This is a genomic window from Fontibacillus forbon (assembly GCF_046559655.1).
In the GTDB taxonomy this organism is placed as follows: domain Bacteria; phylum Bacillota; class Bacilli; order Paenibacillales; family Paenibacillaceae; genus Fontibacillus.
Window position 1 is genome coordinate 450,721 of sequence record NZ_JBKGFV010000001.1, and the last position, 15,297, is coordinate 466,017.

Genomic DNA, 15,297 nt, shown 5'->3' on the forward strand with positions numbered 1-15,297 from the left:
AGGCAGATTACTTTGTATGACACGCCGATCCGGCGGTCATACTAGAATTAACCAAGAAAAAACGAGCTTGGGCGAGGCGATCTTCCAGTGGAAGAAGCCGACCCGGCTCGTTTCATTTTTGCCGGAGGATACCGATGAAGCGCCGAATATGGAGAGGAAAACCTAAAATAGAAATAAAGGAAGAGTCCGAGCTGCACCTGCCTCCCGGGACGCCGGAGGAGCAGATGGGGGCCATGTACCGGCTGACTTTGAACTGGAGCCGGCAGCTGGAGAAATCCAGAATTGCCGAATATACGCAGCTGCTCAACTCGCCGTGGCGTTTGATCTGGCTAAATTTATTATCCGGTACTGCGCGAGGCGTCGGAATTGCGATCGGGTTTACTTTTTTTGCGGCGACCATCATTTATGTGCTTCAGGTACTCGGAGCTCTCAATCTGCCGATTATCGGGGATTATATCGCCGATATCGTCAGAATCGTACAAAGACAACTTGAACTTAATACTTATTAGACCCGGTTCCCAGGGAATCCTCGCTGTCCAGATGCTCGGTGGCTTCCATGTATTTGCGGTACACGCCGTTACGGTAAAAAACGACGTTCTCCCCGTAGATGTCTGTAGCGATAAACGTTTCATACGGCTCGACAAATCCGTCCAGTTCTTCGGAGGCTTCAATCTCCATATCGTTGTAATCATCGATCTCATTATCCTCGGCGAGTGCCGGCGAGTCGGATGTGCCAAAGCTTTCGACGATCTGCCAGGCATCTTCACCGTCAAAGCCGTTCTGGTCTTCATGCTCGTCAAGGCTTGTCCGTCCAAACGGAGGAGCAAGGAATAATTCTTCTATCGGCCGTCCCGCCGAAACAAAGGACTGGGGACTGTGCTGAATGCAATATGCCGTTTCCGGCACGGCCTTCAGCCGTTCGAAACCAATCGGCTGGGCGCAGGTTTGACAGTACCCGTAAGTGCCTTCGGCCATGCGGTCCAAGGCGCCGTTAATCCGGGTCAGCTTCAGTTCGTCATGCTCGTTCAGCGCCAAATCCTTACCTCGTTCAAACATCTCGCTGCCGATATCGGCAGGATGGTTGTCAATGGAAGAGAGCTCGCTGGTATTGTCCCGCATGGAGCCGCGAAGCCCGTAGTGCTCTTTTTCCTCCAACCTGCGGCAAGTCGCTTTAATCTCGGTTTCAAGATCCAATTTCAACTCCGCTAGTTGCTGTTTCGTTAAATGAGACATGGATGTAACTCCTTTCCGTGAAAGCTGCTTGAGTATTTCGCCGTGAAGCTATTTTGTGCAAAACCATGACGTTTTACCTAAGGAAAATCCTTTCGTGCATGGACGGGTGAATTGCGGCTGTGCTACAATATACAGGTCTTCAAGTGGAACATTCTGTCGTAACTTATCGGCAGCCTAACGAAAAAACGAGGTGAATTCCCGAGTGATTTATTTTGTGATTGCATTAATTATGTTTCTAATTGACCAAGGAACGAAGTATCTGATTGCGAACAGCTTAACCATCGGGGAACAAATTCCGGTGATCGGCAACTTCTTCCTGATTACATCTCACCGGAATACTGGTGCGGCGTTCGGCATTCTGGAAGGAAAGCGCTGGTTTTTTGTCGCGGTTACGACGGTTGTTGTGATAGGTATCATTTGGTATCTGCAAAAAGTGAAGAATTCCGGCAACAAGCTTCTGCCAACCGCGTTATCGCTCGTGTTGGGCGGGGCTGTAGGCAATTTCCTCGACCGGGCCGTTAGCGGTGAAGTCGTCGATTTTTTGCAGTTTAATTTCGGAACTTACACCTTCCCGATCTTTAATGTTGCGGATTCCTGCATTGTTATCGGGGTTGCCTTGATCGTTCTGGATTCGCTGCTTGAAATTCGGAGAGAAAAGAAACATCAATCGGGACGCGAGCATGAGGAGCAAGTATGATATCAGACAACAAGCCTTTTTTTGATCCTGAAGACGGAAACACGGAATGGACGGCGGATGCCGGAGCAGCAAAGGATCGGATTGACAAATATATAAAAGCACAGGTTGGCGAAGAATTCTCGCGCAGCCAGATCCAGCTTTGGATTGAAAACGGAGACATTTTGGTCAACGGGGCGCGGATCAAAGCCAACTACAAAATTTCCGAGGGCGACGTCATCTCGTTGACTGTCCCGGATGCGGAACCGGTGGCCATTGTCCCGGAGGATATCCCGCTTGACGTTTATTATGAAGACGGCGATGTCATTGTGGTAAATAAACCGCGGGGAATGGTTGTACATCCGGCTCCAGGCCATTCTACAGGTACGCTGGTGAATGCGTTGATGTTTCACTGCAAGGATCTTTCGGGTATCAACGGCGAACTTCGGCCCGGAATCGTTCATCGGATCGACAAGGATACATCCGGACTGCTGATGGCCGCCAAGAACGATAAAGCTCATGCTTCATTGGCCGCACAGCTGAAGGAACATTCCGTGACCCGGAAATATTTCGCCCTTGTTCACGGGAATGTGAGCCATGATCAAGGGACGGTCGACGCGCCAATCGGCCGGGACCCGGTCGACCGGAAAATGTATACGGTCATCGAGCGAAACAGCAAAGAAGCGGTGACCCATTTTCAGGTCGCGGAACGCTTCGGCGATTACACGCTGTTGGAGCTTAAGCTGGAAACCGGGCGGACACATCAAATCCGCGTGCATATGAAATTTATTAACCATCCGCTTGTCGGAGATCCGCTTTACGGGCGAAGCAAAGGCATCAAGATGACTGGGCAGGCGCTGCATGCGGCCGTTTTGGGATTTGTTCATCCATCGTCCGGCGAATATCTGGAGTTCAGCGCTCCGATTCCTGGAGACATGGAGGACGTACTGCATTCGCTTCGCAATCGTTAGGGAAAATAATTTAAACTTATTGAGCATCTTTCTCCAGCCACGCAGGTCACAAGGTTGGATGGGAGATGCTTTTTTTGATTCATGGATACCTGTGACATTCCTGGGGCATAGTCGAAAAGTACAAACGATCTGGTGATTAATCCATTCTCTAAAAACCTCGATTCCAGCATATTTAAAAGGGAGATTTTAAGAAGGAGATGGACTTTTTTATGAGCGTAGAACTCTATCAGGACACATACATTCAACTCCAGTTTGCGGATCGCATCGGAGGCGCGAATTACGGAAAAGATACGGCAATTTATAAATTCGAAAAAATTAAGCGTGCAAAAGCCGCAGCGAAAAAGGATTTCCCGGGCATAGAATTGATTGATATGGGCGTGGGCGAACCCGATGAAATGGCGGATGCCGGCATTGTGGCAAAACTGGCGGAGGAAGCGTCCAAACCGGAAAACCGGGGTTATGCGGATAACGGAATTCCCGAGTTCAAGGTCGCGGCTGCCCGCTATTTGCAAGAAGTATTCGGCGTGGAAGGAATCGATGCCGATACGGAAATCGTGCACTCCATCGGTTCCAAGCCGGCGCTTGCGATGTTGCCTTCCTGCTTCATTAACCCGGGGGACATTACAATTATGACGGTTCCGGGCTATCCGATTCTGGGGACGCATACGAAATATTTGGGCGGAGAGGTGTACACGGTACCTTTGACGGAAGAGAATAACTTCCTGCCGGATCTTGCTTCGATTCCTGAAGAGATCGCCCGCAAGACAAAATTGATTTACCTGAACTACCCCAACAACCCGACAGGCGCCAGCGCTACCGCGAGATTCTTTGCGGAAGTCGTAGAATGGGCGCGCAAATACAATGTCGTTGTCGTTCACGATGCGCCGTATGCAGCCCTGACCTATGACGGATTGAAGCCGCTGAGCTTCCTTTCCGTTCCGGGAGCGAAGGACGTAGGTGTGGAGCTGCACTCCTTATCGAAATCGTACAACATGACCGGATGGAGAATCGGTTTTGTCGCCGGTAACCCGCTTATTGTTAAAGCGTTCAGCGACGTAAAAGATAACAACGATTCCGGTCAGTTCATCGCGATCCAAAAAGCGGCTGCTTACGGTTTGGCCCACCCGGAAATTACCGAGAAGATTGCCGAGAAGTATTCGCGCAGACACAATCTGCTGGTTGGCGCACTGAATGAGCTCGGTTTCAAGGCGAAAAAACCGCAAGGTTCGTTTTTCCTGTACGTGGCGGCTCCGAAGGGAGTCGAGGGCGGACCGACGTTTGCGACGGCCGAGGATTTTGCTCAATACCTGATCAGAGAAAAGCTGATATCGACGGTACCTTGGGATGATGCCGGCCATTATGTACGGTTCTCGGTCACCTTTGCCGCTGCCGGTATTGAAGAAGAAGAAAGAGTCATCGCGGAAATCAAACGCCGACTTGGCGAAGTGAAGTTTGTATTCTAGAATCGTATTTTATGCGACCGCCCGGCTATCTAGCCGGGTGTTTTTTTCGTATGGACGCAAGCGTTCATTGAGGGAAGAGATAAAAAGGGTTTGAATAAATATTAATAATAGTGTATATTTATAAGAAAATAATGCTTTCGTTGACTTATTGGAAATTATGCCGTTCATTTTACGCAGGTATATTTATCCAGGCTGGTTGCCTTGACAGGTAGGCCGCATTCTGTCATAATTCATGTAAATCAATAAGAACCTTTAATTCAGTCCCGTGAGGCTGGCAAGGTAACGTGAATGAGGATTTAGGGAAGACTATGTCCATTGCTGCGGCAATGCATACCCTGGATCCGCATGACAGTCATGGCTTAACTATGACTAGAGACTCCTTGCCTCGATCAGGCAAGGAGTTTTTTTATGGCCTATCACGGAATCTGGATGAAACTTATCCTGAGGAGGCAAAGAATCCAATGAGCACTGAAAGTCATATTATTATGGATGAAATAGCCATTCGCCGTGCCTTAACCAGAATCGCCCACGAAATTCTTGAGCACAACAACGGCATTGAAGGCTGCATTTTGGCCGGAATTAAAACACGAGGCGTATTTCTGGCGAAACGGCTCTCCGAACGATTGGAAAGTATCGAAGGAAAGCCGATCCCTTGGATCGAACTGGACGTTACATCTTACCGAGATGACCGTACTGTCCAAGAACGTGTGGCTGAGCAGGCCGACTATGCTGTACCGGTGCAAAACAAAAAAGTAATCCTCTTCGACGATGTATTATATACGGGACGGACGATCCGCGCCGCGATGGACGCCATCATGGACGCCGGACGGCCGGAATCCATCCAGCTAGCCGTTCTTGTGGATCGTGGACATCGGGAACTGCCGATCCGTCCGGATTATATCGGAAAGAATGTGCCTACTTCCAAAGCGGAAGAAATCGAAGTGCTTCTTGAGGAAAAGGATGGCAGCGATCAGGTCCGCATTTTGCAGCAACGGGGGGAACAGTAAGATGACTATGACGGCATCTGCTCTAAAAGAACGCAGTTTGCTGGGGCTTAAAGAGCTCAGCGCCTCCGAGATCGGTTCGATTCTGGATCGGGCTGCCTATTGGGAAAGCCGGACCGAAAAAGTGGTCCCTGTTCTGAAAGACCGTTTTGTTGCCAACATGTTTTTTGAAAACAGCACGCGCACCCGCTTTTCCTTCGAGATGGCCGAGAAGAGATTGGGAGCGGAAGTCCTGAACTTTTCAGCAGCCGTATCGAGCGTGGAAAAAGGCGAATCGATTCACGATACGGTACGCACGCTCGAATCCATGGGAATCGATGCCGGCGTTATCCGCTTGAAACCGGTCGGGCTGCTAGCCGATTTGGCTACCAAAGTGTCGATGCCTCTCATCAACGCCGGCGACGGCAATAACGAGCATCCGACTCAAGCCTTACTCGATTTGTACACGATGAAGAAACATTTCGGGGAATTGAAAGGGTTGAAGGTATCGATTATCGGAGACATTAAGCACAGCCGGGTAGCACGTTCCAACCTTTGGGCGCTGCAAAAATTCGGAGCGGAAGTCAAACTGTGCGCCCCCGAAATCATGCAGGCCCCGGAACTTGGAAGATACGCACCTTATGTACCGATGGATGAGGCGCTCTGCGCCGACGTAGTCATGATGCTGCGCGTACAACTGGAACGTCATGCCGAAGGATTACTGAGATCGGCGGAGCAGTACCGTCTGGAGTACGGGCTCACCGAGGAGCGGGCAGCCGGGCTTGCCCCGCACGTCATTATCATGCACCCTGCCCCGATCAACCGCAATGTAGAGATCGACGATGCAGTGGTCGAACATCCGCAATCACGGATTTTCAAGCAGATGTCGAATGGGGTACCCATCCGGATGGCGGTTGTGGAAAGAGCCATGAAATAGAAAACAACGAATCGGAACTTTTTAATAGATTTTAAAAGATAAAGCGGAGGTTTCATCCATGCAGCTTATTATTCGAAACGCAAGTGTTCTGAACGCAAACGACGAATTGGAAAGAAAGCACATCACGGTTACGAACGGGGTAATCGACCAAATCACGAACGCCGATCAGGAGCCGATGAGTGCTCCCGGAGATGAAATCCGTGAAATCGATGCGGCAGGCAAGCTGGTGACGCCGGGATTTATCGATATGCACGTACATCTGAGAGAACCCGGATTTGAACATAAAGAGACGATTGAGTCAGGATCACGTTCGGCGGCCAAAGGCGGTTTCACGACCATTGCTTGCATGCCCAACACAAGGCCGGTGACGGATAGCCCGGAAGTCGTATCTCTGGTACTGGAAAAAGCTAAAGAAGCCGGGCTGGTTCACGTGCTGCCCTACGCGGCGATTACGAAGAACGAGCTGGGCCGCGAGTTGACGGACTTCGCCGCGCTGAAAGCGGCGGGAGCGATCGGATTCACCGATGACGGCGTCGGCGTCCAAAACGCGCAGATGATGAAAGACGCGATGAACCGGGCTGCATCGATGGGGATGCCGGTCATCGCCCACTGCGAGGACAATTCCCTGGTGGAAGGGGCGCCGGTAGCTGAAGGTGAATTTGCTAAGCGCCACGGGCTGAAAGGGATTCCGAACGAGTCGGAAGCGATTCATGTCGGACGGGATATTCTGCTGGCGGAAGCGACGGGAGTTCACTACCATGTGTGCCATGTCAGCACGGAGCAATCGATCCGCCTGATCCGTCAGGCGAAAGAGATCGGCATCAACGTGACCGCCGAGATTTGCCCGCATCACCTGATTCTGTCCGAGGAAGACATTCCGGGGTTAGATGCGAACTGGAAAATGAATCCGCCGCTGCGCTCCAAACGGGATGTTGAGGCCTGTATCAAGGCACTGGAGGACGGGACGATCGACATCGTCGTTACCGACCATGCTCCACATAGCGCGGAGGAAAAGGCCAAAGGGATGCAGCTTGCTCCATTCGGCATCGTCGGATTTGAAACTGCGTTTCCGCTGCTGTATACGAAATTTGTCGCGGAGGGCCGCTGGACTTTAAGAATGCTGGTAGAGAGAATGACGGCCGATCCGGCCCGAGTGTTTGGCCTTGAAACCGGACGGCTTGAACCGGGAGCTCCAGCCGATCTGACGATTGTGGATCTGGATCTTGAGAAGGAAGTTAATCCGGAGGAATTTGCCTCCAAAGGACGCAATACGCCGTTTACCGGCTGGAAGCTGAAAGGCTGGCCTGTGGCAACGATCGTTGAAGGAAAGCTGATCTGGAAAGAGCAATTATAAATAGATTAACGCAAAGGAGTGCTGCAGGATGCAGGCAAGATTATTGTTGGAAGACGGCACGCTGTTTACCGGGAAATCATTCGGCGCGGAAGTCGATAAAACCGGCGAGGTCGTTTTTAATACAGGAATTACAGGGTACCAGGAAGTATTGTCTGATCCTTCTTACTGCGGACAAATTGTGACGATGACATATCCGCTGATCGGAAACTACGGGATTTCGAGAGACGATTTCGAATCGATCGCCCCTTCGATCCACGGGTTTGTCGTCCGCCGTTATGAGCCGACGCCAAGCAACTGGCGGGCGCAGTACAGTCTGGGCGATCTGCTGAAGGAATACGGTATTCCCGGCATTACCGATATCGACACGCGTATGCTGACCCGGATTATCCGCCAGCACGGGACGATGAAGGGAATCTTGACGACTTCCTCCAAGTCGGTAGCGGAATTGCAGGATATGATGGCGACTACAAGCATCGATGAGCTGCGCAACCAGGTTGCCCGGACATCGACGCCAAACGTATACAGCAGCCCTGGATTGAAAGAACGGATCGTTCTCGTCGACTTCGGGGCAAAAAGCGGGATTCTCCGCGAGTTGAACAAGCGCGATTGCGACGTCGTCATCGTGCCGCATGACACGACGGCCGATGAAATCCGCCGCTTGCATCCTGACGGCATCCAGCTCTCCAACGGACCTGGCGACCCTAAGGATGTGCCTTATGCGGTGAGCACGATTTCCGAACTGCTCGGCGAATATCCGATCTTCGGCATCTGCCTCGGACACCAGCTGTTGTCGCTGGCCTGCGGCGCCGATACGGAAAAGCTGAAATTCGGCCACCGGGGCGGCAACCATCCGGTCAAAGATCTCGAAACCGGACGCTGCTACATCACGTCGCAAAACCATGGATATACCGTAAATGAAGCATCGCTTTCCGGGACGGATCTGGTAGTGACGCATATCAACAACAACGATAAAACGGTCGAAGGCGTCAAGCATCTCAAACACCCCGCTTTCTCGGTGCAGTACCATCCGGAAGCGGCGCCCGGACCTTATGATAACAGCTATCTCTTCGACCGCTTCATTGAAATGATCCGGGAGCACAAGCGGCTGAATCCGCAAAAACCGCGTCAAGCCGAACTCATGGCAGCAGCGAAAGGAGTACTGTAACATGCCGATCAACAAAGAACTCAAGAAAATTCTCGTCATTGGGTCAGGTCCGATCGTCATCGGCCAGGCGGCGGAGTTTGACTACGCCGGTACCCAGGCCTGCCAGGCGCTGAAAGAAGAAGGCGTTGAAGTGGTGCTGATTAACAGTAACCCGGCTACGATTATGACAGACACCAATATGGCGGATAAAGTATATATCGAACCGATCACGCTGGAGTTTGTTACGCAAATCATTCGCCAGGAGCGCCCGGACGGACTTTTGCCGACCCTCGGCGGCCAAACCGGCCTGAATATGGCCGTTGAACTGGCCCGCGCAGGGGTATTGGAGCGCGAGAATGTGAAGCTGCTCGGAACGCAGCTCACTTCGATCGAGAAAGCGGAGGACCGCGACCTGTTCCGCGACCTGATGCGGGAGCTGGAACAGCCGGTACCGGAGAGCACGATCATTACGACGGTGGCTGAAGCGCTGAGCTTTGCCGATGAGATCGGCTACCCGGTCATCGTCCGTCCGGCTTATACGCTCGGCGGCACCGGAGGCGGCATTTGCGCCACGGTAGAGGAATTGAAAGAAACCGTGGCTTCGGGGATTCGTTACAGTCCGATCGGCCAGTGCCTGATCGAAAAGTCGATCGCCGGCATGAAGGAAGTCGAATATGAAGTTATGCGCGACGCGAATGACAACTGCATCGTTGTCTGCAACATGGAAAACTTTGATCCGGTCGGCGTACATACCGGAGACAGCATCGTAGTGGCGCCAAGCCAAACGCTGTCCGACCGGGAGTACCAAATGCTGCGCTCGGCATCGCTCAAAATCATCCGCGCTTTGAACATCGAAGGCGGCTGCAACGTACAATTTGCGCTGGATCCGCAAAGCTTCCAGTACTATGTCATCGAAGTGAATCCGCGGGTCAGCCGTTCTTCGGCGCTCGCGTCCAAAGCAACCGGCTATCCGATTGCGAAAATGGCAGCCAAGATTGCGCTCGGCTACACGCTGGATGAGATCGTAAATCCGGTAACCGGGCAGACTTACGCCTGCTTCGAACCGACTCTTGACTATATCGTAAGCAAAATCCCGCGTTGGCCGTTCGATAAATTCGTCAGCGCCAACCGCAAGCTGGGCACGCAAATGAAAGCGACCGGCGAGGTAATGGCCATCGGCCGGACATTTGAAGAATCGATCCACAAAGCGGTTCGTTCGCTGGAGATCGGCACGCACCGTCTTTATCTGAAAGGCGCGGACCAACTCGACAAGGAAACGTTGGATCAGCGTCTGATCAAGGCGGACGACGAGCGCTTGTTCCTGGTGGCCGAAGCTTTCCGCCGCGGCTACAGCCTGCAGCAAATCCAGGACCTGACGCAGATCGACTGGTGGTTCCTGGACAAAATCGAAGGCTTGGTCCAATTCGAGACCAAAATCGCGGCCGAAGCGGAACTGACTTTCGAAACGCTGTATGAAGCAAAACGCCTCGGCTTTACGGATCGGGCGATCGCCGAGCTGCGGAGCGCCGGTCAGAAGGGAAGCACGCACCTGACCGAGCAAAGCGTCACACTGTTCCGCAAGGAGAGAGGGCTTCGTCCGGTTTACAAAATGGTAGATACATGCGCGGCGGAGTTCGAAGCTTCAACGCCTTACTACTACTCCACGTATGAGACGGAAAATGAAGTCATCCATACGGAAAAGGAGAAGATCGTTGTACTGGGATCCGGTCCGATCCGGATCGGCCAAGGGATCGAATTCGACTACTCCACCGTACATGCGGTATGGGCGATCCAAAAGGCCGGCTATGAGGCCGTTATCATCAACAACAATCCGGAGACGGTGTCGACGGACTTTAATACCTCGGACCGATTGTACTTCGAACCGCTTTTCTTCGAAGACGTCATGAACGTCATCGAGCAAGAGAATCCGGTCGGCGTCATTGTCCAGTTCGGCGGTCAGACGGCCATCAACCTGGCGGCGCCATTGCAAGCCGCCGGAGTACGTATCCTCGGCACCTCGCTTGAAAGCATCGACGAGGCGGAGGACCGGAAGAAGTTCGAGGCGCTCCTTTCCAGACTGAATATCGCCCAGCCGAAGGGCAGCACCGTGACTTCGGTGGACGAAGCGGTAGGTACGGCGCAGTCGCTCGGCTACCCGGTATTGGTACGGCCATCCTATGTCCTTGGCGGACGGGCGATGGAAATCGTCTACTCTGATAATGAACTCCTGAAATATATGAAAGAGGCCGTCAACATTAATCCGGAGCATCCGGTCCTTATCGACCGCTACATGCTCGGCAAAGAGGTTGAAGTCGATGCGATCTGCGACGGCGAAACGGTGCTCATTCCGGGCATCATGGAGCATGTCGAACGGGCCGGGGTTCACTCCGGCGACTCGATTGCGGTATATCCTCCACAATATCTGTCAGACGAGTTGAAGGATAAGATCGTCGATATTACGATTAAAATTGCCAAAGAGCTCAAAACGGTCGGTTTGGTCAACATCCAGTTCGTTATTTACAAAAACGAAGTGTATGTGATTGAGGTGAATCCGCGTTCCTCGCGGACGGTTCCTTTCTTAAGCAAAGTAACGAACATTCCGATGGCCAATGTGGCCACGAAAGCTATCCTCGGCACGAAGCTGAAAGAGTTGGGCTACGAAGACGGATTGTGGCCGGAAAGCGAACAGGTATCGGTGAAAGTGCCGGTATTCTCCTTCGCCAAGCTCCGCCGCGTCGAGCCTACGCTCGGACCGGAAATGAAATCTACCGGCGAAGTGATGGGCCGGGATCCGCAATATGCCAAAGCGCTGTATAAAGGCCTGATCGGAGCGGGCATGAAAATCCCTTCCACGGGCGCCATCATCGCTACGGTTGCGGATAAAGACAAACAGGAAGCCGTTGAACTGCTGCGCGGGTTCTACAACCTGGGCTACAAGATCATTGCTACCGAAGGAACGGCGGCTGCTTTGATTGAAGCGGGCATCCATGTCACCACCGTACACAAGCTGACCGAGGGCGTGCCGAACATTCTCGATCTGATCCGCAATGGGGAGGCGCACTTCGTGATCAACACGCTGACCAAAGGCAAGGAGCCGGAGCGCGATGGCTTCCGGATCCGCCGGGAAGCGGTGGAGAACGGAATTGTGTGCATGACCTCGCTGGATACGGTTCGCGCCTTGCTGAACATGCTGGAGACGATCAACTTCTCCTCCCAGGCAATGCCTTCGCTGTAATTGAGTAATCATCAAAGTTAATAAGCGGCTCCGGATGCTCTTACGGCTTCGGAGCCGCAAGTATGAATAGGAGGAGAGGTAATGGCGTTTTCGTATGAACAGGCCGCAGGCCGACTGATGGTCGCCCTGGATTATCCATCGGCGGAACAAGCCCGGAATCTGATTCAAGACCTTGAGGGAATCCCATGCTATATGAAGGTGGGAATGCAGCTTTACTACACCGCGGGGCCCGATTTTGTGAAGGAGCTGAAAGCCAAGGGATACTCGGTATTTCTGGATCTGAAGCTGCATGACATCCCCAATACGGTAAAAGGCGGGGCGGACAGCCTTACCCGCCTTGGCGTCGATATGTTTAATGTACATGCATCGGGTGGGCTGAAGATGATGGCGGCGGCCAAAGAAGGCGTACTGTCGGCTCTGGACAGCGATGCTTCGCTAAAAAAGCCGATTCTGATCGGAGTTACCCAATTAACGAGTACGAATCAGGAAATGCTTAACCGGGAAATTGGAATTCCGGGCAGCGTTGAAGAGTCAGTACTGTCCTATGCAGCCTTGACCCAGGAAGCGGGTCTTGATGGCGTCGTAGCGTCTCCCTTGGAAGTCCAGGCGATTAAGAGCCGATGCGGGACATCGTTCATCACGGTTACGCCGGGAATTCGTCCGGAGGGGAGCAGTGCGGGCGACCAATCCCGTACATTAACACCGGGAGAAGCAATGCGTCAGGAAACGGACTACATCGTTGTCGGCCGCCCGATTACCGCCTCACCCCAGCCGCGCAAGGCTGCTGAACTAATCATTGAGGAGATGATGAAGGCATGATTAATACAAATAAGATCGCTAATGAAGTAGCAGGGCGCTTATTGGATATCGGTGCAGTGGCGCTTCGCCCGCATCAGCCGTTTACCTGGACGTCCGGCATCAAATCGCCGATTTATTGCGATAACCGGTTGACGATGTCCTATCCGGACATTCGCGATTTGATTGCCGATTCTTTCGCGGCGGTCATCCGCGAAGCCTACCCGGATGCCGAGGTGATTGCAGGAACCGCGACGGCGGGTATTCCGCATGCAGCATTTGTTTCCCAAAAGCTGGGACTGCCAATGGCTTACATTCGCGATAAGGCTAAAGGCCACGGCAAAGAAAATCAAATCGAAGGATTGATCAAGCCGGGGCAAAAAGTGATCGTCATCGAGGATTTAATCTCGACCGGGGGCAGCTCGATCAAGGCGGCCCAAGCTGTCCGCGAGGCGGGCGCCGAGCCTTTGGCCGTGCTGGCGATTTTCAGCTACCAGCTGGACAAAGCGGTTCAAGGGTTCGAAGAAGCCGGGATCCCGCTGCAAACGTTGTCCAACTACACCGCTTTAATTGACGTTGCCATCGAGCGCGGCGAGATCAAACCGGAGGATTTGGTCTTGTTGAAGTCCTGGAGAGAGGACCCGTCTTCGTTCGGAAAGTGAGCCGGCTCCGTTAATAAATAACAAGCCCGCAGGACCTATGGTCCGCGGGCTTGTTTCTTTATTTATGAAGATTATTGCGATTTTACCGCCGAGTACTTCTCGGCGTTGCGCAGGGCGGGCCAAATCTCCGCCGTTTCTCCTCCGATATGCCAATAGGCGAAACCTGCGATGTTCCGGTTCTTCGCCATCCCGTACTTTTCCGACAGGGAGCGTGATTCTTCAAGCCATACCCGGTGTGCGGCAGCAGAGTAGTAGGTTGCCGTGTATTGAGCGAGCTCGTTGTTCCATTCCGGCTTGGCGCCCACACGGTTCAGGCGCTGAATTTGTTCTCCCAAGGACAAGTCCTCTGATTTTATGGTGTCTCCCTTGCTGTTGATTTCCCAATCCCGCACATACAATGGGAGGCCTAAAATGACTTTGGAGGCGGGAACTTCATTCAGCAGAGTGTCGAGTCCGTATTGAACCCAAGGCAAGGAGGAGACGGAGCCTGCTTTTCCGCCGGACCAATGCTCGTCATAACCCATCAAAACGATATAGTCGGCACTTTTGCCCAATGCGGCATAATCAAAGCCATCCGTCCAGTCAGTATTGAGATCCGGCGATACATCAACCGACAACGTCATTTTGTTTGCGTGCAACTGACGCGCAAGCTCAGCGACAAATGCAGTGAATTTTTTGCGATCGGACGGCGCTACATTTTCAAAGTCCAGATTAATCCCCAGGATTCCATTTTTCACAGCAAGGTTGACGATTGTGGTGATCGCCGCAGCTGTTTTCTCTGGGGACGAGAGGAGCATCTGCGTATTTTCCTGATTTAAACGGTTGCCGAACAACGCCCATACCTGTTTCCCGTTTTGTTTGGCCCATGTCGCCAGAGTGGGTTCACTGTGATCGGAAATACTCCCGTCCTTATTTAAGAAAAACCATCTTGGCGAAAGCACATTCACATTCGACTTCAGGACCGACCGTTTATACTGCTCATCGGTTTGACCGAATTGCCATCCCATCTGGATGCCTGGAGCAGTTTTTGCCGTGAGCTTACGCGACCAGTTGTCGTTCTGAAGCAGACGGTCCAGAATCACCGCGGTTTCCTGCCTTGTCAAAGAACGGTTCGGGTTAAACCGTTCTGAACTTCCCTCCATAAGACCGAGATCGGTTATCGCGGAAACATAGGGGCGGGCCCAAATGGCGATCGAGGCATCATCCTGATATTCATCTATAGGTCCGGAGCCTCCGGTCCGCTCATTTAAAATACGAATGATCCATACCGCCGCTTCCTGCCTTGTTACGGATTGAAAAGGAGCAAAAGTGCCATCCCCTTTTCCTTCGGTCAATCCGAGCTCGGTCTGTGCCTGAACTCCGGAATAAAACCAATGACTTTTACGTACATCCCTGTAGGCGGGAACCGATGAAGCAACGGATTCCAGTCCCAGCATGCGATTTATCGTAATGAAAAATTCGGCACGGGTAATCGGCTTGGCCGGCGAAAACAGAAATTCCGAAGTACCATTCATAATCTGCTTACTATTTAGCCGGATAATAGCTTCTTTGGCATAGCTTGATTCAATATCTTTAAAAGGCAACTCCTTACCGGAAACATATGTTATCGGCTGAATGATCGCCGAGGTTAGTAAGGTAAGTACGAGAAGGGCTGTCTTTACAGGTTTGATAACGTTCCCCTCTTTTCCATAAATAATAGCAATCCTCGTAATACTAACAAATATACTAGATTCCATCAGTGCTAAAATTATGGAAATAAAAATATCAATATCGTAAAATTTCTTGTAACTTTTTGGTATGAATTTTCGTTTATAATGCAAGACGTGAAGACGTGGCGGAGCAGGGAT

14 protein-coding genes are annotated in these 15,297 nt (G+C 52.1%); 12 read left to right on the forward strand and 2 right to left on the reverse strand.

The features are described 5' to 3' along the window. Window positions 1-16 precede the first annotated feature (16 nt). Together ACLB09_RS01905 and ACLB09_RS01910 are read left to right on the forward strand one after the other, a co-directional pair. Complete coding sequence (locus ACLB09_RS01905; RefSeq protein WP_410768065.1) at window positions 17-166, forward strand: hypothetical protein; 150 nt, start codon at window positions 17-19, stop codon at window positions 164-166. Next, window positions 135-509, forward strand: coding sequence for a DUF5665 domain-containing protein (locus ACLB09_RS01910; RefSeq protein ID WP_410768066.1), 375 nt, complete (start codon window positions 135-137; stop codon window positions 507-509). Before ACLB09_RS01905 ends, ACLB09_RS01910 begins: the two co-directional genes overlap by 32 nt. On the opposite strand, the gene ACLB09_RS01915 is transcribed toward ACLB09_RS01910, so the two are convergent. Continuing rightward, a complete protein-coding gene (locus ACLB09_RS01915) occupies window positions 496-1,233 on the reverse strand; it encodes a TraR/DksA C4-type zinc finger protein (protein WP_410768067.1) in 738 nt (245 codons plus the stop codon). The two genes, ACLB09_RS01910 and ACLB09_RS01915, sit on opposite strands and share 14 nt — an antisense overlap. A 202-nt stretch (window positions 1,234-1,435) precedes the next feature. Between ACLB09_RS01915 and lspA the strand changes: the two genes are divergently transcribed. From lspA to pyrE, 10 genes are all read left to right on the forward strand, one after another. Continuing rightward, window positions 1,436-1,930 (forward strand): signal peptidase II, encoded by a 495-nt coding sequence (gene lspA / locus ACLB09_RS01920; protein ID WP_410768068.1) that lies wholly within the window; start codon window positions 1,436-1,438, stop codon window positions 1,928-1,930. Continuing rightward, a complete protein-coding gene (locus tag ACLB09_RS01925; RefSeq protein ID WP_410768069.1) occupies window positions 1,927-2,877 on the forward strand; it encodes an RluA family pseudouridine synthase in 951 nt (316 codons plus the stop codon). Before lspA ends, ACLB09_RS01925 begins: the two co-directional genes overlap by 4 nt. 209 nt (window positions 2,878-3,086) lie before the next feature. Beyond that, window positions 3,087-4,340, forward strand: coding sequence for an LL-diaminopimelate aminotransferase (locus ACLB09_RS01930; protein ID WP_410768070.1), 1,254 nt, complete (start codon window positions 3,087-3,089; stop codon window positions 4,338-4,340). A gap of 461 nt (window positions 4,341-4,801) precedes the next feature. Continuing rightward, the gene (pyrR, locus tag ACLB09_RS01935; RefSeq protein WP_410768071.1) at window positions 4,802-5,347 is read left to right on the forward strand and encodes a bifunctional pyr operon transcriptional regulator/uracil phosphoribosyltransferase PyrR; all 546 of its coding nucleotides are present in this window, start codon (window positions 4,802-4,804) and stop codon (window positions 5,345-5,347) included. 1 nt (window position 5,348) lies between these two features. Next, entirely contained in the window at window positions 5,349-6,260 is a 912-nt protein-coding gene (locus ACLB09_RS01940; protein ID WP_410768072.1) for an aspartate carbamoyltransferase catalytic subunit, read from the forward strand. A gap of 58 nt (window positions 6,261-6,318) precedes the next feature. Then, window positions 6,319-7,614 carry a dihydroorotase gene (locus ACLB09_RS01945; protein WP_410768073.1) on the forward strand — a complete coding sequence of 432 codons (1,296 nt, stop codon included), beginning with the start codon at window positions 6,319-6,321 and terminating at the stop codon, window positions 7,612-7,614. A gap of 28 nt (window positions 7,615-7,642) precedes the next feature. Then, window positions 7,643-8,779 (forward strand): glutamine-hydrolyzing carbamoyl-phosphate synthase small subunit, encoded by a 1,137-nt coding sequence (gene carA / locus ACLB09_RS01950; RefSeq protein WP_410768074.1) that lies wholly within the window; start codon window positions 7,643-7,645, stop codon window positions 8,777-8,779. A 1-nt stretch (window position 8,780) separates the two neighbouring features. Then, window positions 8,781-11,993 (forward strand): carbamoyl-phosphate synthase large subunit, encoded by a 3,213-nt coding sequence (gene carB, locus ACLB09_RS01955; protein WP_410768075.1) that lies wholly within the window; start codon window positions 8,781-8,783, stop codon window positions 11,991-11,993. An 81-nt stretch (window positions 11,994-12,074) separates the two neighbouring features. Next, complete coding sequence (gene pyrF, locus ACLB09_RS01960; RefSeq protein ID WP_410768076.1) at window positions 12,075-12,812, forward strand: orotidine-5'-phosphate decarboxylase; 738 nt, start codon at window positions 12,075-12,077, stop codon at window positions 12,810-12,812. After that, window positions 12,809-13,450 carry an orotate phosphoribosyltransferase gene (gene pyrE, locus ACLB09_RS01965; protein ID WP_410768077.1) on the forward strand — a complete coding sequence of 214 codons (642 nt, stop codon included), beginning with the start codon at window positions 12,809-12,811 and terminating at the stop codon, window positions 13,448-13,450. Before pyrF ends, pyrE begins: the two co-directional genes overlap by 4 nt. A 71-nt stretch (window positions 13,451-13,521) precedes the next feature. Here pyrE and ACLB09_RS01970 read toward each other — a convergent pair whose 3' ends face one another. Next, a complete protein-coding gene (locus ACLB09_RS01970; protein WP_410768974.1) occupies window positions 13,522-15,174 on the reverse strand; it encodes an S-layer homology domain-containing protein in 1,653 nt (550 codons plus the stop codon). Window positions 15,175-15,297 lie beyond the last annotated feature (123 nt).

What these genes read in the sequence shown, in the direction of transcription:
- ACLB09_RS01905 (WP_410768065.1), top strand. Translation starts at nt 17, where the DNA reads ATGACACGCCGATCCGGCGGTCATACTAGAATTAACCAAGAAAAAACG.
- ACLB09_RS01910 (WP_410768066.1), top strand. Translation starts at nt 135, where the DNA reads ATGAAGCGCCGAATATGGAGAGGAAAACCTAAAATAGAAATAAAGGAA.
- ACLB09_RS01915 (WP_410768067.1), bottom strand. Translation starts at nt 1,233, where the DNA reads ATGTCTCATTTAACGAAACAGCAACTAGCGGAGTTGAAATTGGATCTT.
- ACLB09_RS01925 (WP_410768069.1), top strand. Translation starts at nt 1,927, where the DNA reads ATGATATCAGACAACAAGCCTTTTTTTGATCCTGAAGACGGAAACACG.
- ACLB09_RS01930 (WP_410768070.1), top strand. Translation starts at nt 3,087, where the DNA reads ATGAGCGTAGAACTCTATCAGGACACATACATTCAACTCCAGTTTGCG.
- pyrR (WP_410768071.1), top strand. Translation starts at nt 4,802, where the DNA reads ATGAGCACTGAAAGTCATATTATTATGGATGAAATAGCCATTCGCCGT.
- ACLB09_RS01940 (WP_410768072.1), top strand. Translation starts at nt 5,349, where the DNA reads ATGACTATGACGGCATCTGCTCTAAAAGAACGCAGTTTGCTGGGGCTT.
- ACLB09_RS01945 (WP_410768073.1), top strand. Translation starts at nt 6,319, where the DNA reads ATGCAGCTTATTATTCGAAACGCAAGTGTTCTGAACGCAAACGACGAA.
- carA (WP_410768074.1), top strand. Translation starts at nt 7,643, where the DNA reads ATGCAGGCAAGATTATTGTTGGAAGACGGCACGCTGTTTACCGGGAAA.
- carB (WP_410768075.1), top strand. Translation starts at nt 8,781, where the DNA reads ATGCCGATCAACAAAGAACTCAAGAAAATTCTCGTCATTGGGTCAGGT.
- pyrF (WP_410768076.1), top strand. Translation starts at nt 12,075, where the DNA reads ATGGCGTTTTCGTATGAACAGGCCGCAGGCCGACTGATGGTCGCCCTG.
- pyrE (WP_410768077.1), top strand. Translation starts at nt 12,809, where the DNA reads ATGATTAATACAAATAAGATCGCTAATGAAGTAGCAGGGCGCTTATTG.